This is a genomic window from Streptococcus sp. HF-100 (assembly GCF_015594635.1).
Classification (GTDB): domain Bacteria; phylum Bacillota; class Bacilli; order Lactobacillales; family Streptococcaceae; genus Streptococcus; species Streptococcus vaginalis.
The window spans coordinates 1-16,733 of sequence record NZ_JADNQV010000009.1; the positions used below are offsets into that span (position 1 = coordinate 1).

Annotated in this window: 20 protein-coding genes and 1 pseudogene; 16 read left to right on the forward strand and 5 right to left on the reverse strand. The window is 37.4% G+C overall.

The annotated features are described in order from the left end of the window. Nucleotides 1-95, forward strand: a 95-nt coding sequence (locus IYQ23_RS08235) for an IS3 family transposase (protein ID WP_150861093.1), incomplete at its 5' end; no start/stop codon positions are given. A 53-nt stretch (nt 96-148) separates the two neighbouring features. Here IYQ23_RS08235 and yidC read toward each other — a convergent pair. Both yidC and IYQ23_RS08245 read right to left on the reverse strand, forming a co-directional pair. Beyond that, on the reverse strand, nt 149-1,066 hold the full coding sequence (gene yidC, locus IYQ23_RS08240) for a membrane protein insertase YidC (RefSeq protein WP_022526595.1): 918 nt from the start codon (nt 1,064-1,066) through the stop codon (nt 149-151). A gap of 79 nt (nt 1,067-1,145) precedes the next feature. Beyond that, nucleotides 1,146-1,424, reverse strand: coding sequence for an acylphosphatase (locus IYQ23_RS08245; RefSeq protein WP_022526596.1), 279 nt, complete (start codon nt 1,422-1,424; stop codon nt 1,146-1,148). Nucleotides 1,425-1,455: 31 nt separating this feature from the next. On the opposite strand from IYQ23_RS08245, the gene IYQ23_RS08250 reads away from it, so the two are divergent. The 15 genes from IYQ23_RS08250 (at nt 1,456) to IYQ23_RS08320 (ending at nt 11,702) form a co-directional block, all read left to right on the forward strand. Continuing rightward, nucleotides 1,456-2,196: a TrmH family RNA methyltransferase gene (locus tag IYQ23_RS08250; protein ID WP_195674625.1), complete on the forward strand. Its 741-nt coding sequence runs from the start codon at nt 1,456-1,458 to the stop codon at nt 2,194-2,196. A gap of 45 nt (nt 2,197-2,241) precedes the next feature. Continuing rightward, complete coding sequence (locus tag IYQ23_RS08255; RefSeq protein ID WP_003029959.1) at nt 2,242-2,733, forward strand: HDIG domain-containing metalloprotein; 492 nt, start codon at nt 2,242-2,244, stop codon at nt 2,731-2,733. 25 nt (nt 2,734-2,758) lie between these two features. After that, complete coding sequence (locus tag IYQ23_RS08260) at nt 2,759-3,442, forward strand: Bax inhibitor-1/YccA family protein (RefSeq protein WP_003029961.1); 684 nt, start codon at nt 2,759-2,761, stop codon at nt 3,440-3,442. An 84-nt stretch (nt 3,443-3,526) separates the two neighbouring features. Next, nucleotides 3,527-4,777 (forward strand): diaminopimelate decarboxylase, encoded by a 1,251-nt coding sequence (locus IYQ23_RS08265; protein WP_195674626.1) that lies wholly within the window; start codon nt 3,527-3,529, stop codon nt 4,775-4,777. A gap of 54 nt (nt 4,778-4,831) precedes the next feature. After that, the gene (locus tag IYQ23_RS08270; RefSeq protein WP_003031614.1) at nt 4,832-5,080 is read left to right on the forward strand and encodes a YneF family protein; all 249 of its coding nucleotides are present in this window, start codon (nt 4,832-4,834) and stop codon (nt 5,078-5,080) included. 93 nt (nt 5,081-5,173) lie between these two features. After that, on the forward strand, nt 5,174-5,968 hold the full coding sequence (gene racE / locus IYQ23_RS08275; RefSeq protein WP_195674627.1) for a glutamate racemase: 795 nt from the start codon (nt 5,174-5,176) through the stop codon (nt 5,966-5,968). Then, on the forward strand, nt 5,965-6,951 hold the full coding sequence (locus tag IYQ23_RS08280) for a nucleoside-triphosphate diphosphatase (RefSeq protein WP_195674628.1): 987 nt from the start codon (nt 5,965-5,967) through the stop codon (nt 6,949-6,951). The genes racE and IYQ23_RS08280 overlap by 4 nt, the downstream gene beginning before the upstream one ends. Continuing rightward, nucleotides 6,927-7,448 carry a metallophosphoesterase gene (locus IYQ23_RS08285; protein WP_195674629.1) on the forward strand — a complete coding sequence of 174 codons (522 nt, stop codon included), beginning with the start codon at nt 6,927-6,929 and terminating at the stop codon, nt 7,446-7,448. Before IYQ23_RS08280 ends, IYQ23_RS08285 begins: the two co-directional genes overlap by 25 nt. After that, nucleotides 7,445-7,906, forward strand: coding sequence for a cyclic-di-AMP-binding protein CbpB (cbpB, locus tag IYQ23_RS08290; protein ID WP_195674630.1), 462 nt, complete (start codon nt 7,445-7,447; stop codon nt 7,904-7,906). Before IYQ23_RS08285 ends, cbpB begins: the two co-directional genes overlap by 4 nt. After that, the gene (gene xerD / locus IYQ23_RS08295) at nt 7,903-8,634 is read left to right on the forward strand and encodes a site-specific tyrosine recombinase XerD (RefSeq protein WP_195674631.1); all 732 of its coding nucleotides are present in this window, start codon (nt 7,903-7,905) and stop codon (nt 8,632-8,634) included. Before cbpB ends, xerD begins: the two co-directional genes overlap by 4 nt. Then, nucleotides 8,634-9,344 carry a segregation/condensation protein A gene (locus IYQ23_RS08300; protein WP_003023644.1) on the forward strand — a complete coding sequence of 237 codons (711 nt, stop codon included), beginning with the start codon at nt 8,634-8,636 and terminating at the stop codon, nt 9,342-9,344. The genes xerD and IYQ23_RS08300 overlap by 1 nt, the downstream gene beginning before the upstream one ends. Beyond that, entirely contained in the window at nt 9,337-9,903 is a 567-nt protein-coding gene (scpB, locus tag IYQ23_RS08305; RefSeq protein ID WP_003023645.1) for an SMC-Scp complex subunit ScpB, read from the forward strand. Before IYQ23_RS08300 ends, scpB begins: the two co-directional genes overlap by 8 nt. Further along, nucleotides 9,890-10,615 (forward strand): pseudouridine synthase, encoded by a 726-nt coding sequence (locus IYQ23_RS08310; RefSeq protein ID WP_003023648.1) that lies wholly within the window; start codon nt 9,890-9,892, stop codon nt 10,613-10,615. The genes scpB and IYQ23_RS08310 overlap by 14 nt, the downstream gene beginning before the upstream one ends. Next, on the forward strand, nt 10,615-10,869 hold the full coding sequence (yidD, locus tag IYQ23_RS08315; RefSeq protein WP_003031659.1) for a membrane protein insertion efficiency factor YidD: 255 nt from the start codon (nt 10,615-10,617) through the stop codon (nt 10,867-10,869). The genes IYQ23_RS08310 and yidD overlap by 1 nt, the downstream gene beginning before the upstream one ends. A gap of 347 nt (nt 10,870-11,216) precedes the next feature. Further along, nucleotides 11,217-11,702, forward strand: a complete 486-nt coding sequence (locus IYQ23_RS08320; RefSeq protein WP_117644234.1) for an acyl-CoA thioesterase — start codon at nt 11,217-11,219, stop codon at nt 11,700-11,702. A 366-nt stretch (nt 11,703-12,068) separates the two neighbouring features. On the opposite strand, the pseudogene IYQ23_RS08325 reads toward IYQ23_RS08320, so the two are convergent. The 3 genes and pseudogenes from IYQ23_RS08325 to trkA form a co-directional block, all read right to left on the reverse strand. Continuing rightward, nucleotides 12,069-13,303: pseudogene (locus tag IYQ23_RS08325) on the reverse strand (aminoacyltransferase). A 385-nt stretch (nt 13,304-13,688) separates the two neighbouring features. Continuing rightward, the gene (locus tag IYQ23_RS08330; protein ID WP_195674632.1) at nt 13,689-15,128 is read right to left on the reverse strand and encodes a TrkH family potassium uptake protein; all 1,440 of its coding nucleotides are present in this window, start codon (nt 15,126-15,128) and stop codon (nt 13,689-13,691) included. 3 nt (nt 15,129-15,131) lie between these two features. Next, nucleotides 15,132-16,481 carry a Trk system potassium transporter TrkA gene (trkA, locus tag IYQ23_RS08335; RefSeq protein WP_195674633.1) on the reverse strand — a complete coding sequence of 450 codons (1,350 nt, stop codon included), beginning with the start codon at nt 16,479-16,481 and terminating at the stop codon, nt 15,132-15,134. Between the last annotated feature and the right edge of the window lie 252 nt (nt 16,482-16,733).

Consider the following 16,733-nt stretch of genomic DNA (forward strand, 5'->3'; position numbering starts at 1 on the left):
TTGCAACTTATATTGTTTATTACAACAATAAACGGATTAAAACAAAACTAAAAGGACTTAGTCCTGTGCAGTACAGAACTAAATCCTTTCACTAATATTTTTTGTCTAACTTTTTGGGGGCAGTACATGATTGTTCCAGCTTTTTTGCTTATCTTGAACGTTGTTTTCCAGCGTTACGATTTTTCTTTTTATTTTGTTTTCTATTTTCAATAACGGCCTGTGCTTGAGGTGTTACATCTTTTTTACGACCAGAATTTTTAATGGCTTTAGGCGGATTATTTTTATATTCTTCAGCTACGCGTTTTCTGAGTTGAGGACGGATGTAATGATTGATAATCAATTGTTGGATAATCATGATGAAACCACCGACTACCCAGTAAAGTGTAACACCTGCTGGAGCTGTGAACGAGAAGATGACAATCATGAGCGGGCTCATGTACATCATTTTCTTCATTTGCTCTTTTTGAACCTCATCAACGCCCACAAGGGTCAAAGCAGATTGAATGAAATACAAAATTCCGACAATAATGGTGAGAAGAATGCTGGCTTTTCCGAGTGGAATTCCTAGGAAGACACTCTTAGCTACTCCTTCAGTGTATTGAGCAGAGAAATAAAGGGCAGAGAAAAATGGTAATTGAATCAGGAGAGGAAGACATCCGATACCTCCGAGCATATTGACACCATTTTCTTTTTGAGCAGCCATGAGAGCTTGCTGAGCAGCCAGTTTTTCTTCTTGTGTTTCAGCGTTCTTCATGCGTTCTTGGATAGGTTCAAAAATAGGCTTCAAATAATTCATCTTTTCTGATTGGTAAGTTGATTTCCAAGACTGATAAAGTCCAAGCGGAAGGATAATCAAGCGGACAATCAAAGTAACAATGATGATGGCAACACCAAAACCAAGCCCCATATTATTAGCAAAATACTGAATGGCAAGGCTCATTGGTCTTCCGATAATATCCCAGACAAATCCAGCAGGCTTACCATTTTTGACTTGTACACATCCTGAGAGTAGCAGAAGCATAGACAGCCCTAACCCTGAGAATAAAATACGATTTAATTTTTTCACGTGTTTGTTTCCTTTTTCTAAAAAATAATACCTTTCTATTCTACTGTTTTTTTCCTAAATATACAATAGTTCTTGAGACCTAATTTGCAATTTTAAAATCTGAATAGGAATCAAAATTAGCCATTGTGACATCTAAATAGCTGACTTTTGAAAATGGCGTTGGTCCTTTGCGGATTTCTTGGATAAATTTTGCCATGAGGGCAGAATTCTTCGCTTGTGCTAAAATCTCTACAGTTCCGTCTTCATTATTCCAGACACGACCGGTGATACCACCGATTTCTTTGGCAAGTGTGTAAACACCCCAACGAAAGCCGACACCTTGCACACGACCTTGCGCAATCATTCTTACTTTTTGCATGTGAGCCTCCTTTTTGTGATATAATAGTTCTATGAATATTATAACCTCAAAAGCTAATAATGTGGTAAAAAATACTAAAAAATTACTTCAAAAAAAATATCGAAAAGATTCTTATTTGATTGAAGGCTGGCATTTATTTGAAGAAGCAGTCAATGCACAAGCTAAAATTCGGCATATCTTTGTTTTAGAAGAATTTGTCGACAGAGTGCAGGATTTTCCTCAAGTTCATGTAGTGACGGCAGAAATTTTGGCGGATTTGGCTGATTCCAAAACACCGCAGGGTATTGTAGCAGAGCTTGCTTTTGAGGAAGCGACGATTCCTTCAGTTCTCAAAGGGAAATATCTTTTTTTAGAAGATGTGCAAGATCCGGGGAATGTGGGCACGATTATCCGAACAGCTGATGCGGCTGGCTATGATGGGGTGTTTATTTCGCAGCATTCAGCAGATATTTACAATCTGAAAACTCTGCGTTCCATGCAAGGCAGCCATTTTCATTTGCCTGTTTACCGAGTAAAAACAGCAGATTTTCTTGACCTTGCTAAACAGGCACAATTGCCGATATTGGCAACAACGCTTTCAAAAGATTCGATGGATTATCGGAAGTTAGCACCACTGTCGAATTTTGCTCTTGTGTTGGGAAATGAAGGTCAGGGGATTAGTTCTGAAATGGCAGAAGCAGCTGATTACCTCATTCATATTTCGATGAAAGGACGAGCTGAGAGTTTAAATGTCGCCGTGGCAGCAGGCATTCTCATCTTTGCTTTAAGCTAAAATTTAGAAATATATTTATAATTAGAAGCACATGGAGGTGGTTCTATGCTTTATAAAGAAGACAAAGAGTATATGGAGCATGTTGGACAATTGATTGCTCAACCACGCGTCCAGAAATTAAAAACCATAACACACCATATTTATTCCAATCGTTTAGAACATTCGATTCATGTTAGTTATACGAGCTATAAAATTGCTAAAAAATTAGGTTGGGATGCAAAAAGTACCGCACGTGGCGGACTTCTGCACGACATGTTTTACTATGATTGGCGGGAAACGAAATTTAATAAAAGCCATGCTTGGGTACACCCTCGTTTAGCAGTACGAAATGCACGGAAAGTAACCAATTTAAATAAAGTAGAAGAAGACATCATTATCAAACACATGTGGGGAGCAACATTGGCGCCGCCACGGTATAAAGAAGGCTATATTGTCACTATGGTGGATAAATACTGGGCAATCAAGGAAGCCATGGCGCCAGTTCGGAAAAGAATGGCTAAAAGAAGACTTTTCCATCGAAAAATGTTAAAATCGTAGCATATCATAATAAAGGAGAGAGCTTATGAACAATACAGTTATTCAAGAAAATAGTGGTATCAATAGTTTTTACGCTAAAGTTTATTCATTAGTCGGTATGGGGATTGGCATTTCTGCCCTTGTCTCGGCTTTGATGTTAACAATATTTCAAGATGTGATTTATTCAGTAATAATGGCGAATAGTTGGATTTTTTATTTGGCAATTTTTGCTGAGTTGGTTCTTGTCTGGGTGGCTTCAGGGATGTCTGCTAAAAACAATCCAGCTGCGTTGCCAACTTTTCTAGTTTATTCGGCTTTAAATGGTTTTACGATTAGTTTAGTGTTGGCTCTTTACACACAAGCAACGGTTTTAGCAGCCTTTGTTACTTCTTCTGCAATGTTTTTTGCGATGGCACTGATTGGTAAATTTACTAAGAAGGATTTGTCTGGTCTGGGCAGAGCCTTTATTGCAGGTCTAATTGGAGTTATCATCGCTAGTTTGGTGAATATTTTCCTTAGAAGTTCTGGACTAGATTTCATCATTAGCATTATTAGTGTGATTATCTTCTCTGGATTGATTGCTTGGGATAATCAAAGAATCCGATATGTCTATGAGCAATCAGGCGGAAATGTAGCGGCTGGTTGGGCAGTTTCACTCGCCTTAAGCCTTTACCTTGATTTTATCAATCTGTTCCTCAGCATTCTTCGTATCTTTGGAAGAGATAATTAAAAGTAAGAATTAGAAGTTGGACTGGTTTCAGCTTCTTTTTTTATGATATAATAAAGCAAATGAAAAGAAAGTATGAGACTAGCTATGAAAGAACCATTTCTTAGTCGCGAAAAGTTAGCTGAAATCACTGCTCAATTTCCAACTCCATTTCATTTATATGATGAGAAAGGAATTCGTGAGACAGCTCGTGCGCTTCAGAAAGCCTTTTCTTGGAATCAAGGATTTAAAGAGTATTTTGCAGTGAAAGCAACTCCGAATCCGACTATTTTGAAAATCTTGAAAGAAGAAGGTTGTGGAGTAGATTGTGCCAGCTATGTAGAACTTTTGATGAGCCAAAAAGTAGGTTTTTCAGGAAATGACATGATGTTTTCGTCCAATGACACACCTGCAAAAGAAATGCAATTTGCGCGTGAATTGGGAGCTACTATCAATCTTGATGCTTATGAAGATGTTGCATTTTTACAGGAAGTGGCGAGCATTCCAGAAATCATTTCTTGCCGCTATAACCCAGGCGGTGTATTTGAGTTGGGAACAGATATTATGGATTCTCCAGAAGAAGCCAAATTCGGGATGACCAAAGAACAACTCATCCAAGCATTTAAAGATTTAAAAAATTTGGGCGTTAAAAAATTTGGGATTCATGCCTTATTAGCTTCTAATACTGTTACGAATCATTATTATCCTGAATTAGCCCGTCAGCTATTTGAATTAGCCGTTGAGGTCGTAGCTGAGACCAATGTGGACTTGGATTTTATCAATCTTTCAGGCGGAGTAGGCGTTCCTTATCGTCCAGAAGAAAAAGCAAATGACATTTTAGCGATTGGGCAAGGAGTTCGCCGAGTTTATGAGGAAATTTTAATACCTGCAGGTTTAGGAAAGGTTAAAATTTTTACGGAACTGGGACGTTTTATGCTGGCCACTCATGGGTTATTGGTGACGAAAGTATTGCATAAAAAGAAGACTTATCGCACTTACATTGGTGTAGATGCTTCAGCAGTGAACCTGCTGCGTCCTGCTATGTATGGCGCTTATCATCATATTACAAATATGGATCACCCAGACGGACCGACAGAAATAGTGGATGTGGTCGGCAGTCTTTGTGAAAATAATGATAAATTTGCCATTCAGCGCGAACTGCCGATTACTAATATTGGGGATACCTTAGTGATTCACGATACAGGAGCACATGGTTTTTCAATGGGCCATCAGTACAATGCTAAACTTCGTTCAGCTGAAATTTTACTGGAAGAAGACGGCGGTGTACGAATGATTCGGCGTGCTGAAATACCAGAGGATTACTTCGCAACTTTGTATGGCTTTGATTTTGAAAAATAGACAATTTTTGATATAATAAGAAGATGTAAAAAGGGAAAAGAGGATTACATATTTATGAATTTACTATTAGCTATTTTGTTGATTATTGTGGCTTTTTTTGGTGGCATGCTCGCTGGAATGTATCTAGTTCGCAAACAAATTGAAAAAGAATTTGCAGACAATCCACGTTTGAATATTGATGCGGTTCGTACGATGCTATCTGCAAATGGACAAAAGCCAAATGAAGCAAAGGTACAACAAGTGTATCGTCAAATTAAAAATCAACAAAAAGCAGCACTTGAAAATGCTAAAAAGAAAAAATAAGCTGTTAAAACAGTATAAAATTTGATTTTTAAAGAGATAAATGAATGGGGATTTGGGACTTGCACCCAGTCCCTTCTTTAGAAAGAAGAACTTATGGATAATCGACCAATTGGTTTTTTAGACTCAGGCGTGGGCGGTTTGACAGTTGTTCGTGAGCTGATGCGGCAACTTCCACATGAGGAAGTCATTTATATTGGCGATTCTGCACGTGCTCCTTATGGTCCCCGACCTGCAGAGCAAATTCGGGAATACACATGGCAATTGGTACAATTCCTTTTAACCCAAAATGTCAAAATGATTGTTCTCGCCTGCAATACAGCTACTGCTGTGGTTTGGGAAGAAATCAAAGAAAAATTGGATATTCCAGTTTTGGGAGTGATTTTACCGGGAGCTAGTGCAGCAATTAAAGCCTCTCAACATGGGACGATTGGCATTATTGGAACGCCAATGACGATTCAATCAGATATTTATCGGCAAAAAATCGAGCGTCTCTTACCGGAAGTGGAGGTGACAAGTCTTTCTTGTCCCAAGTTTGTCCCACTGGTAGAGTCTAACGAGCTGTCGTCTAGCATTACGAAAAAAGTGGTCTATGAGAGCTTGATGCCGTTAAAAGGCAAGGTAGATACTTTAGTGCTAGGCTGTACGCATTATCCTTTGCTAAAACCAATCATTCAAAATGTAATGGGATCAACAGTGAAACTGATTGATAGTGGAGCAGAATGCGTGCGGGACATTTCTGTTTTGCTCAATTATTTTGAAATCAATCACAGCAGAGAAGGAGAACTTCCTCAACACCGCTTTTTTACAACAGCAAATGCAAAAAGTTTTGCTGAAATTGCAGAAACGTGGTTAAACAAAGAAATAAATGTGGAGCATGTGACCTTATGAGTAGCAAAATTTATGAGTATAAAGATACTCAAGATTGGTATGTTGGAGAATGGTCTTCTCGTGGCGAAACTTTCCATTTTAAGGATGTTGATTCGGAAGAACTCAGTCGTATGGAAGAAGAACTCTGTCAATTAGTAGTTGAAGAGCAGTCTTTTTCTGTTGCAGTGATTCAATATAACTCCATGATGTCTTTTGTTCAATTTGTCTTGCAAATGATTAACGAGAACCAAGATTCACAGTTTCAGGCACAATTTCATAAAGGTGCTATTCTAATTACGGAAAAGGAACAGTTAGTTTTAGTGCATTTGCCTAAAAATGGGATTCAGCTGAATGATTTCTTTTCTCAGAAAGACTTGTCAGGTTTGACAGTCGGAGATACGATTTTAGTCGCTACTCGCAATGAAGGAAAAACTGCTGAATTTCGTAAAATATTTGAAAAATTAGGCTACAAAATTGAAAACCTGAATGACTATCCTGATTTGCCAGAGGTAGCAGAAACTGGAATGACTTTTGAAGAAAATGCTCGTTTGAAAGCGGAGACCATTTCTAAGCTGACTGGCAAAATGGTATTGGCGGATGACTCAGGCTTAAAAGTGGATGCACTAGGTGGTCTTCCTGGAGTTTGGTCTGCTCGCTTTGCTGGAAATGATGCAACAGACTTAGAAAACAATGCAAAATTGCTACATGAATTAGCAATGGTTTTCGACTTGAAAGATCGCTCTGCACAGTTTCATACCACTCTGGTAGTGGCAAGTCCTGACAAAGAAAGTCTGGTCGTAGAGGCTGACTGGCCAGGCTATATCAATTTTGAGCCGAAAGGTGAAAATGGATTTGGCTATGATCCGCTATTTTTAGTAGGGGAGACAGGCAAAACATCTGCTGAATTAACAATGGAAGAAAAGAATGCTCAATCACATCGAGCTCAAGCAGTTCAAAAATTAGTGGAGGTATTTCCAGCATGGCAAAACAAACCATCATCGTAATGAGTGATTCTCATGGCGATCGAGCTATTGTAGAAGAGATAAAGGCACGTTATCTTGGGAAAGTAGATGCTATTTTTCATAATGGTGATTCTGAATTGCCAAGTGATGATGAAGTATGGCAAGGGATTTACGTTGTAGCTGGGAACATGGATTTCTATGATGGTTATCCAAATCGCTTAGTGACAGACTTAAACGGCACCATTATTGCGCAAACTCACGGACATCTTCAACAGATCAATTTTGGTTTTCAAAAATTGGATCTCTGGGCACAAGAGGTAAATGCAGATATTTGTTTGTATGGGCATTTACATATTCCAGATGCGTGGATGGAAGGAAAAACACTCTTTTTAAATCCAGGTTCTATCAGCCAACCGCGCGGTGTTATCAATGAGCGACTTTATGCTAAGGTAGAGATTAGTGATGATGCATTTCAAGTGGACTATTATACGCGTCAACACGAACTGTATTCTCGCCTATCAAAGGAGTTTACTCGATGATTGCCAAAGAATTTGAAAATTTTCTCTTACAGCAAGAAGATACTTTTTTAACACCGGCAGAAAACTTGGCTGTTTTGATTGATACTCACAATGCTGATCATGCTATTTTGTTGTTAAGTCAGATGACCTACTCACGAGTACCCGTGGTGACAGATCAGAAAAAGTTTGTTGGCACCATTTCGCTGACAGATATCTTGTCTTATCAGATGCAGCACGAAATTCCTGATGAGGAGTTTATGACAACCGATATTGTGCACATGGCAAAAAAAGATGATTTGACAGTTGGTCCAGCTTTTACATTGACAGAAGTGCTGCATAAGTTAGTAGATGAGTCCTTCTTGCCAGTTGTTGATCGGGACAATACATTTCAAGGAATTATTACACGTAAATCTATCCTAAAAGCAGTTAATGCTCTTTTGCATAGTTTTGCGAATGAATACGAGATTCATCCAAAATGAAAGAAGAAATAACCACCTTTTTAGAAGGAAAAAATTTATCTGAGAATTCAAGAACAGCTTATTTTTATGATTTGGAGCAATTCGTAGATGTGACCCATGCAAAAATTACAGAGACCAATCTGCGGATTTACCAAGCTTCTATCGCTGACTTTAAACCTTCTGTTCAGAAACGAAAATTATCTGCTGTCAATCAATTTTTGCATTATTTATATAAGCAACGATTGATTTCAGACTTTTATCGTTTGGAGTTGCCAAAAGTGGGAATCCCGAAAGAACACGATGCGGAAATTTTGGATTTGTCTGATTTTTATGCAGATACAAATCAATACAACGGTCGCTTGATTGCGCTTCTCATTTTAGAAATGGGGCTTTTACCAAGCGAAATTTTGCAGTTGAAAGTAGCAGATGTCAATCTGGATTTTCAGATTATTCGCATTGAGAAAGCAGGTCAAAAGCGCATTGTGCCCATTCCAGACCAATTGATTGGAGAATTGGAAACAACTCTGGAAGGAACTTACTTGTTAGAAAAGAATGGAAAAAGCTATTCGCGGCAATGGGGCTTTCGTCAATTAGAGGCTTTTTTGATTGAAAAAAATCAAGCTACTTTATCAGCTCAGAGTTTGCGGGAGCAATATATTTTACGCCAGCGAGAAAAAGGCGTAGAAATATATGAAATTGCGCGCAATTTAGGCTTGAAAACAATGATGACGTTGGAAAAATACAGATAATGGACATAAAAATTAAAGATTTTGAAGGCCCATTGGACTTATTGCTTCATTTGGTGTCAAGATACCAAATGGATATCTATGATGTGCCGATTACAGAGGTTATTGAGCAATATCTGGCTTACGTAGCGACGCTTCAAGCTATGAAGTTAGAAGTGACGGGTGAATACATGGTAATGGCAAGTCAGCTCATGTTGATTAAAAGCCGAAAACTCTTACCTAAAGTAGCTGATAGCTTAGAAACTGAAGAAGATTTGGAGCAAGATTTGCTTTCTCAAATTGAGGAATATCGGAAATTCAAATTGTTAGGTGAGAAAATGGCGGAGCAACATGAAGAACGAGCTCTTTATTATTCCAAACCTAAAATTGAATTGGTGTATGAAGATGCAACATTGCTCCATGATAAGACAACGATTGATTTATTTTTGGCTTTTTCTAAATTGATAACGCAAAAAAGAGAAGAATTTGCTCAAAGTCATACAACGATTGTCAAAGATGAATATAAAATCGAAGACATGATGGATGTGATACGTGAGCGCTGTTATTCTCAAGAAAAAATTGCTCTGCAAGCCATTTTTTCAGAAACAAAGGATATGAATGAAGTGATTACCTTATTTTTAGCGACATTGGAACTAGTAAAAGTTCAGGAAATTCAAGTGATACAAGAAGAAAGTTTTGGGAATATTTATCTAATAGGAAAAAGAAATGAGTAAGTTAGCAGAGATTGAAGCCCTGCTCTTTGTGGCGGGCGAGGACGGCTTGCGTGTCCGTCAACTGGCAGAACTCCTCTCTCTGCCTCCTACGGGAGTGACACAGAGTTTGGAGAAATTGGCAGAAAAGTATCAAAAAGATGAAGATTCAAGTCTTGCCTTGTTAGAGACGTCGAATACTTATAAAATTGTTACCAAGCAAGATTTTGCTGAATTGTTGCGGGAATATTCAAAAGCCCCTATCAATCAAAGTTTATCAAGAGCTGCCTTGGAAACTTTGTCCATTATTGCTTATAAGCAGCCTATTACGAGAATGGAAGTGGATGAGATTCGTGGGGTCAATTCTAGTGGTGCGATTTCAAAGTTGCAGATATTTGACTTGATTCGTGAAAATGGAAAAAAAGAAGTGCTAGGGCGCCCAAATCTTTATGTGACAACGGATTATTTTTTGGATTATATGGGAATTAATAGCTTAGAAGAATTGCCAATAGTAGAAGAGACAGAGTTAATGGCAGAAGAAAGTCAGCTATTTACTGAAAGGATAGAGGATGAGAATCAATAAATATATTGCCCATGCTGGGATTGCGAGCCGTAGAAAGGCAGAAGAGTTGATAAAACAAGGGCTTGTCACTGTGAATGGACAAGTTGTTCGTGAGTTGGCGACGACGATTAAGTCAGGTGATCGTGTTGAGGTCAGTGGTCAGCCAATTTACAATGAAGAAAAAGTGTACTATCTCTTAAACAAGCCTCGCGGTGTCATTTCTAGCGTGACAGATGACAAAGGTCGTCCAACGGTAGTTGATTTGTTGCCAAATGTCACAGAGAGAATCTATCCAGTTGGTCGACTTGATTGGGATACGTCAGGTGCTTTGATTTTGACAAATGATGGCGATTTTACAGATGAGATGATTCATCCGCGAAATGAAATTGATAAGGTCTATGTAGCTCGTGTCAAGGGGGTGGCTGATAAAGAAGTTCTCCGTCCCTTGACCAAAGGTGTGGAAGTTGATGGCAAAAAAACCAAACCAGCGGTTTACGAAATTCTGAAAGTAGACCCGGTTAAGAATCGTTCGGTTGTTCAGTTGACCATTCATGAAGGACGAAATCACCAAGTGAAAAAGATGTTTGAAGCTGTTGGTTTGCAAGTAGATAAACTTTCTCGTACGCAATTTGGTCATTTGAATTTAACTGGTCTTCGTCCGGGTGAAGCTCGCCGTCTCAATAAAAAAGAGGTCAGCCAGTTACATAACCTAGCTGTGACGAAGAAAAAATGATGAAAAAAATCTTTATCGAACCAGTGCGTTTTTATCAAAAGTTTATCTCGCCAGCCTTTCCACCCTCTTGTCGCTATCAGCCGACTTGCTCAAATTACATGATTCAAGCGATTGAAAAGCACGGTGCTAAAGGTGTCTTAATGGGAATTGCACGTATTTTGCGTTGTCATCCTTGGGCAGAAGGAGGAGATGATCCTGTACCAGATGTTTTTAGTTTGAAGCGCAATTATGCAGAAGACAAAGAAAAAGGTTGAGACGCATCCTCTATAAAGAGGTCAACCAGAGATTCTTTATAAAATACTATAACTTAATAGTACAAATAAGAAAAACGAATAATTTTGACATTCTAACTAACAGAAAATCAAAGTTGCTCGTTTTTTATATTTCTTGCTGGCCTTTTGTTGCCGGTTCATCTCATACTCAATGAAAATTGAAAAGTTTTAAAGGCATTCGCTGTGTGAAATCTAACTATCTTTTCTATAAAGTCAGCTTAGACGAACGATTAAAATATCTTGAATCTACTTCGTATTTACTCTTCATTTAAAGACTGATATAATAATCATGAAAGCGCTTGTAAATTTAATTTTGAAAAGGAGAACAAATGGTTTTGGAAACAAGAAATATTGCTATTCAAGATACTTATGGTGAGCAATTCCAGCATTGTTGGGGATGCGGTCCTAAGAATGAGTCAGGCTTGCATTTGAAAACTTACCCTAGTCTAAACGGAACTAGCTGCATTAGCAAGATAACACCAGCTCAACAGTATACCGGTGGTGTTCCAGCTAATCTATTTGGCGGTATGATTGCCATGATTTTTGACTGTCATGGCACCGCTTCAGCAGCCTGGTTTGCTCATCAAAATAAGGGCTTAGATTTGACAGAAGAAACGGTCATTGGACGATTTATCACAGCTCGCTTGGAAATAGATTATAAAAGTCCAACGCCCATTGATGAGGAAATTACGGTCATCTCTCGACTTGAAGAACTAGGCCAAAGAAAAGCCATTGTGGCAATGGAGATGACAGTAGCGGGTCAGGTGCGTGCCAAAGCTAGAATGGTAGCAGTCGTAGTGAAAGATAACATGTAGTATGTTTCGAAGATGAGACTACGCACTAAATTGTTGTTTCATTTAGTTCCTATACGGTAAACTTTAAAATAGTGCAAAAATGCTTTCTCTATAATATAATCAGAGTGAAAAATTATGGAATGTTAGTTTGTCTCTAACATTCTTTTTTGTGTTTAAATAGAATCATCATAGCTTATCTGATAAGAAGTAGATAGTAAACCAATCTCAGCGGAGAATGAGTAAGAGTTATTGTTGCTTTTTGAGATGAACACAACAAATTACTAATCACAAAGATCTCACTAGGATTACACACCTAATGAAGATTTTATATTGGTTTGCATGGTTTTTTAAGCAAGTGTAGCAAAACCATGGAAGGTATTTTAGGATTTATCTATTTAAAATTTTTTTAATTATTTGAATAGTTATATGTTTAAACGGGGAAGGATAATATCTAAAAGTTCCCATTTTTCTCAGGACATAACCATTGAAATTTTGTTTAAAACGAAATACACTGTCAGAACCATCAAAATGACCAGTAATACCCAAAAGGTTGTAATAGGGAATACCTCGCTTGATTGATTCTCGCATTACATAATCTTGTAAAAGAGCGGGTGCGTAGAATTTGTTAAATTCAGGATAGGATCCAGAAAAGAGATAGACCGTTTCTTGGGGAGTGTATACAAAAAGACTGCCAGCTAATATTGTACTTTTGTCTCCATACTTTTTTAATAGTTGGTATACTTCGTTTTTTAGTATTTCAAACGTTTCAAATTGACTAGATAGTTCTCGAAATTGATTCAGTTTTTTTTCAGAGGAATGGTTGTTTTCTTCAAGATAATCTTGTAGTAATTTAATCTTTTTAGATAATTCATCCTGATTATTTTGTAAATGATCCAGATAATTTTTGAAATTTATGCTCGCTATAATAAATTCTGCATTGCTTCCAAAGCTATCATAAAATTTTTCATAATAATCTAAAGTCTTATCATTATAGTTGCGACGTTCAGAAGTTGATGAAGTAATCTGCTTAAATTTATAAAGCTCATTACGTTTAAGTTTATGCAGTTCTATACCAAATGTTTTAGCCTTTTTGACTAATGATTTTCCGTGTTTAGTAAAAGACTTTAGTAATGTTTCTTCTGTTAAGTCATCTAGGTCTTTTACAAAATGCCAATCACCTTCACCTCCAGGATAGTCCTTTTGCAAGCCATCAAATTGGTAATTCAGGTTGGTGAGCATAGATACAAGTTCCTTCTTTTCTGTACTAATGGGATCGCCTTTACTATTGAAGACTTGATAAATATCATAGGGTTTCACAACCAGCTCCATAGCATTTAATTGTTTTGCATAGATTTTTAACTCTTCATAAAATTTAGGCAAGAACTTATAATTAGTGACAACGGGTCCAGAGTTGATTTCTAGGTATGGACCACCTGCCATTTTTGTACTAAATAATAATGCTGATACTTGTAATTGATTGTTATCAAAGAAGCCAATGAACTCAACATTATATCCTCTTTTTTCAATAAAATAGACATTTCTACGGATTGGATAAAGGATTTTCGTTTCGCTTTTTGATAATGTTGCTTAAATGCTTCTTTAGTAATTATTTCTAAAGGCATTGTTCTGTACTCCTTAATCATTTGTAGGTTAATAAACAGAGCTGGTGAAGCTACAGAATAAAATTATTTCTTATTTGAAAACGTTTTTATTTTGAACTATTTTATCACCCAGAATTTAACCCTGTCAAAATATTTGCTCTTGAATTTTAATATTATGAAATTTTTAATTCACCAAAATTTTGTATTTATAAAAGAATAGGCAAACGAAGCCGTAGGAAATTCAGGTTTCTTACGGATTTTATTTATGACTTAGTTGATAAAAGAAAATAAAAAAACAATCCAAAGGAGCATTTCCTCTAGAAAACAAAAGACAAACCTACCAAAATGGTGGTTTGTCTACAGTCTGAGATATTAGTTTTATGACCAGCGATTTTCAGGTGATATGCTATCGTTTGGACCATGTCTGTGGCATAAAGAGCAGGATCATTGGGTAAATCTCTAAACGCCCTGCAATCATGGTAAGAGAGAGTAGGAGTTTGGAAATAGGACCAAAGATGGCAAAGCTATCAGTTGTTCCTAACATTGGCCCAATGTTGTTGAAACAGCTAAGAACGGCACTGACGACTGTCATCAAGTTATTATTGTCTAAACTAACGATAAAAATGAGAAAGATGATAATCATCGTATACAAAACGAGATATTTTAAAATTTTATGCTGAGTGTCTTTGTCAATTACACTATGATTGACGTGCAGAGTCAATACCCGCTTTGGTGAGAGGGTGGACAATACTTGATTTTTAGCAATGCGAACTAGCATTAAGCAACGAACTACCTTTAAACCGCCGGCGGTTGAACCAGCAGAACCTCCTATACACATGAGAATGAGGAGGATGAACTGAGAAAAGAGTGGCCAAGCCGTGATGTCTCCAAAACCAAAGCCGGTTGTAGTAATAATATTAGAGACTTGAAAAAATGAAATCTCCAAAGTTTGAGAGAGGTCTTGATAGATATGAAAGACATTAAGGCAGATGAAAATCGTTGCAGATGCTACAATAATGAGATAAGTTCGCAATTCTTCATCGCCAAAGGATGCTTTAAATTTCCTCAATAGTAAAAAGTAATAGAGATTGAAATTCACTCCAAAGATAAGTACTCCAAAACTGACTAGATACGTAATGAGAGAGCTGTTATAGTGAGCAATTCCGTCATTGTAGACACTAAAGCCTCCTGTTCCCGCTGTTCCCATGGCAATGATAAAGCTATCAAATAGAGGCATGCCTGCCAGATAATAAATCACTACAAAAATAGCAAAAAGTGCTAAATACAGCAAATAGAGAATTTGTGCAGTATCCTTTAATTTAGAGACAACTTTACCAAAAACAGGACCAGGGACTTCTGCTCGCATTACTTCCAAATGACCATTTTTATTATTTTCCATAATAGCAAGAGCAAAGACAAGTACTCCCATACCTCCGATTAAGTGGGTAAAACTACGCCAAAAGAGTAAGGAATGTGACAAAACAGAGACGTCTGGTAAGATAGAAGCTCCAGTTGTTGTAAAGCCTGAACTGATCTCAAAGAAAGCGTCGATGAGATGAGGAATTTGTCCTGAAAAAACAAAAGGAAGCGCCCCAAAGAAGGACCAAAGTATCCAGCATAAGGCGACAATTAAAACCCCTTCTTTGGCATAAATATGATGATTTTTGGGCTTAAAAGAACTGCCTAAAAGTCCGACTGCCAAGAGAATGCCAATTGTAGCGCTAATTGAGAGCAGGTTTTGATTGGGTTCATGATAGATAAATGCTACAATGAGGGGAATCAGTAGCAGTCCTGCTTCAATGATTAACAATTTTGAGAGGAGGAAACGAATCATACTTCTATTCATGGCTTACCTCTCTAACAAATCATATATTTGCGTGATATTTTGGATTAGTGTCGTGACGATGATTTGGTCGCCTATTTGAATGTGGTCTTCCCCCGTTGGGAAAATAGGTTTTCCATTTCGGATAATGGCAGCAATCAAGACACCTTTTTTCAGTTTGAGGCTGGAAAGTGGTCTTCCAGTCATTTTATTTTCTTCCTTTATTTGAAATTGCAGGGTTTCGATTTGTCCATTGGCAAGGTGGTGCATGGCTTGTAAATCAGAATATTGGGCATTCACACGTCCGCGGACAAAGTGCATAATCGTGTCAACAGCGATTCTCTTTGGTGTTACAATGCTTGAAAATTCCTGACTGTCAATGATTTCAAGCAAGCTAGTCCGATTGACTTTCGTGATATTTTTTTGAATACCCATGCTTTCAAGGAACATAGATGAAATGATATTTTCCTCATCGACACCAGTCAAAGTGGCAACAGCGTCATAGTGCTGAGCACTTTCTTCTAGTAAAATGTCTTTTGCGGTACCGTCTCCTTGAACAATATGTAAATGTGGAAATTCTTGACTAAACCATTCAGCATGTCTCGGATTGATTTCAATCACCTTCAGTTTTATTTTGCTATTTTTTAGGATATTGAGTAGGTAATAAGCAATTTTCCCAGCTCCAATGAGCATCAGACTTTTTATGACTTTTGGTCGAACGAAATTATGGAAAAGAATAACCTCAACTCGGTTTCCAGTGACATAGATAGTATCATTCTGCAAAATGGTGATTTCACCGTCTGGAATGAACAATTGGTTATCGCGTTCGATGGCACAAATCAGAACATTTCCAAATTTTTTTCGGAATTGAGATAAAGTCATCTGGCAGAGGTTGCTATTTTGTTTGACTTTGAAGGCCATTAAACTGACACGTCCATTTGAAAAATGCTCCACAGAAAGCGCGTTAGGAAATTCGATGATATTTGCAATGTACCGGGCTGCTAGTAGCTCAGGATTAACAATGAGCGAAAAACCAAGAATATTTTTTTCTTTAAAATAAGAATTTGAATATTCTGGGTTACGAGCACGAACAATCGTTTCTTTTGCCCCCATTTTTTTAGCTAATACAGCTGAAATCATATTGACTTCATCTTGCTCCGTCATGGCAATAAAAATGTCACAATGTCCGACATCAGCTTGTTCTAAAATTTTAAAATTGGCACCGTTACCAACAATGCCCATAATATCATAACGCTTGGTGATGCGATTCAGTACGGCTTCGTTTTGCTCAATGAGAATCACATCGTGTTTTTCAGCCACAAGTGAACGACAAAGTGCAGAGCCTACTTTACCGCCACCAACGACAATAATTTTCATGTTATACCTCCCAAGTATACCCCTCTATCATACCCTTTTTTTACTAAAATTTCATCTATTTTTTGGTGAGAAAGGAAAGATTGTATGTGAAGTTTACCTCAGGCGGTAAGGACGATAGCAACCCCTTGTTTTTATAGTTAAATTTCGCTTTTCTATATTTTCTATTATTTTGTATATGGGACATTTATATTTTTTGATTTTACAAAGATAATAAAAAATAACTTCTTTACTATGAAAGAAATTATTTATATA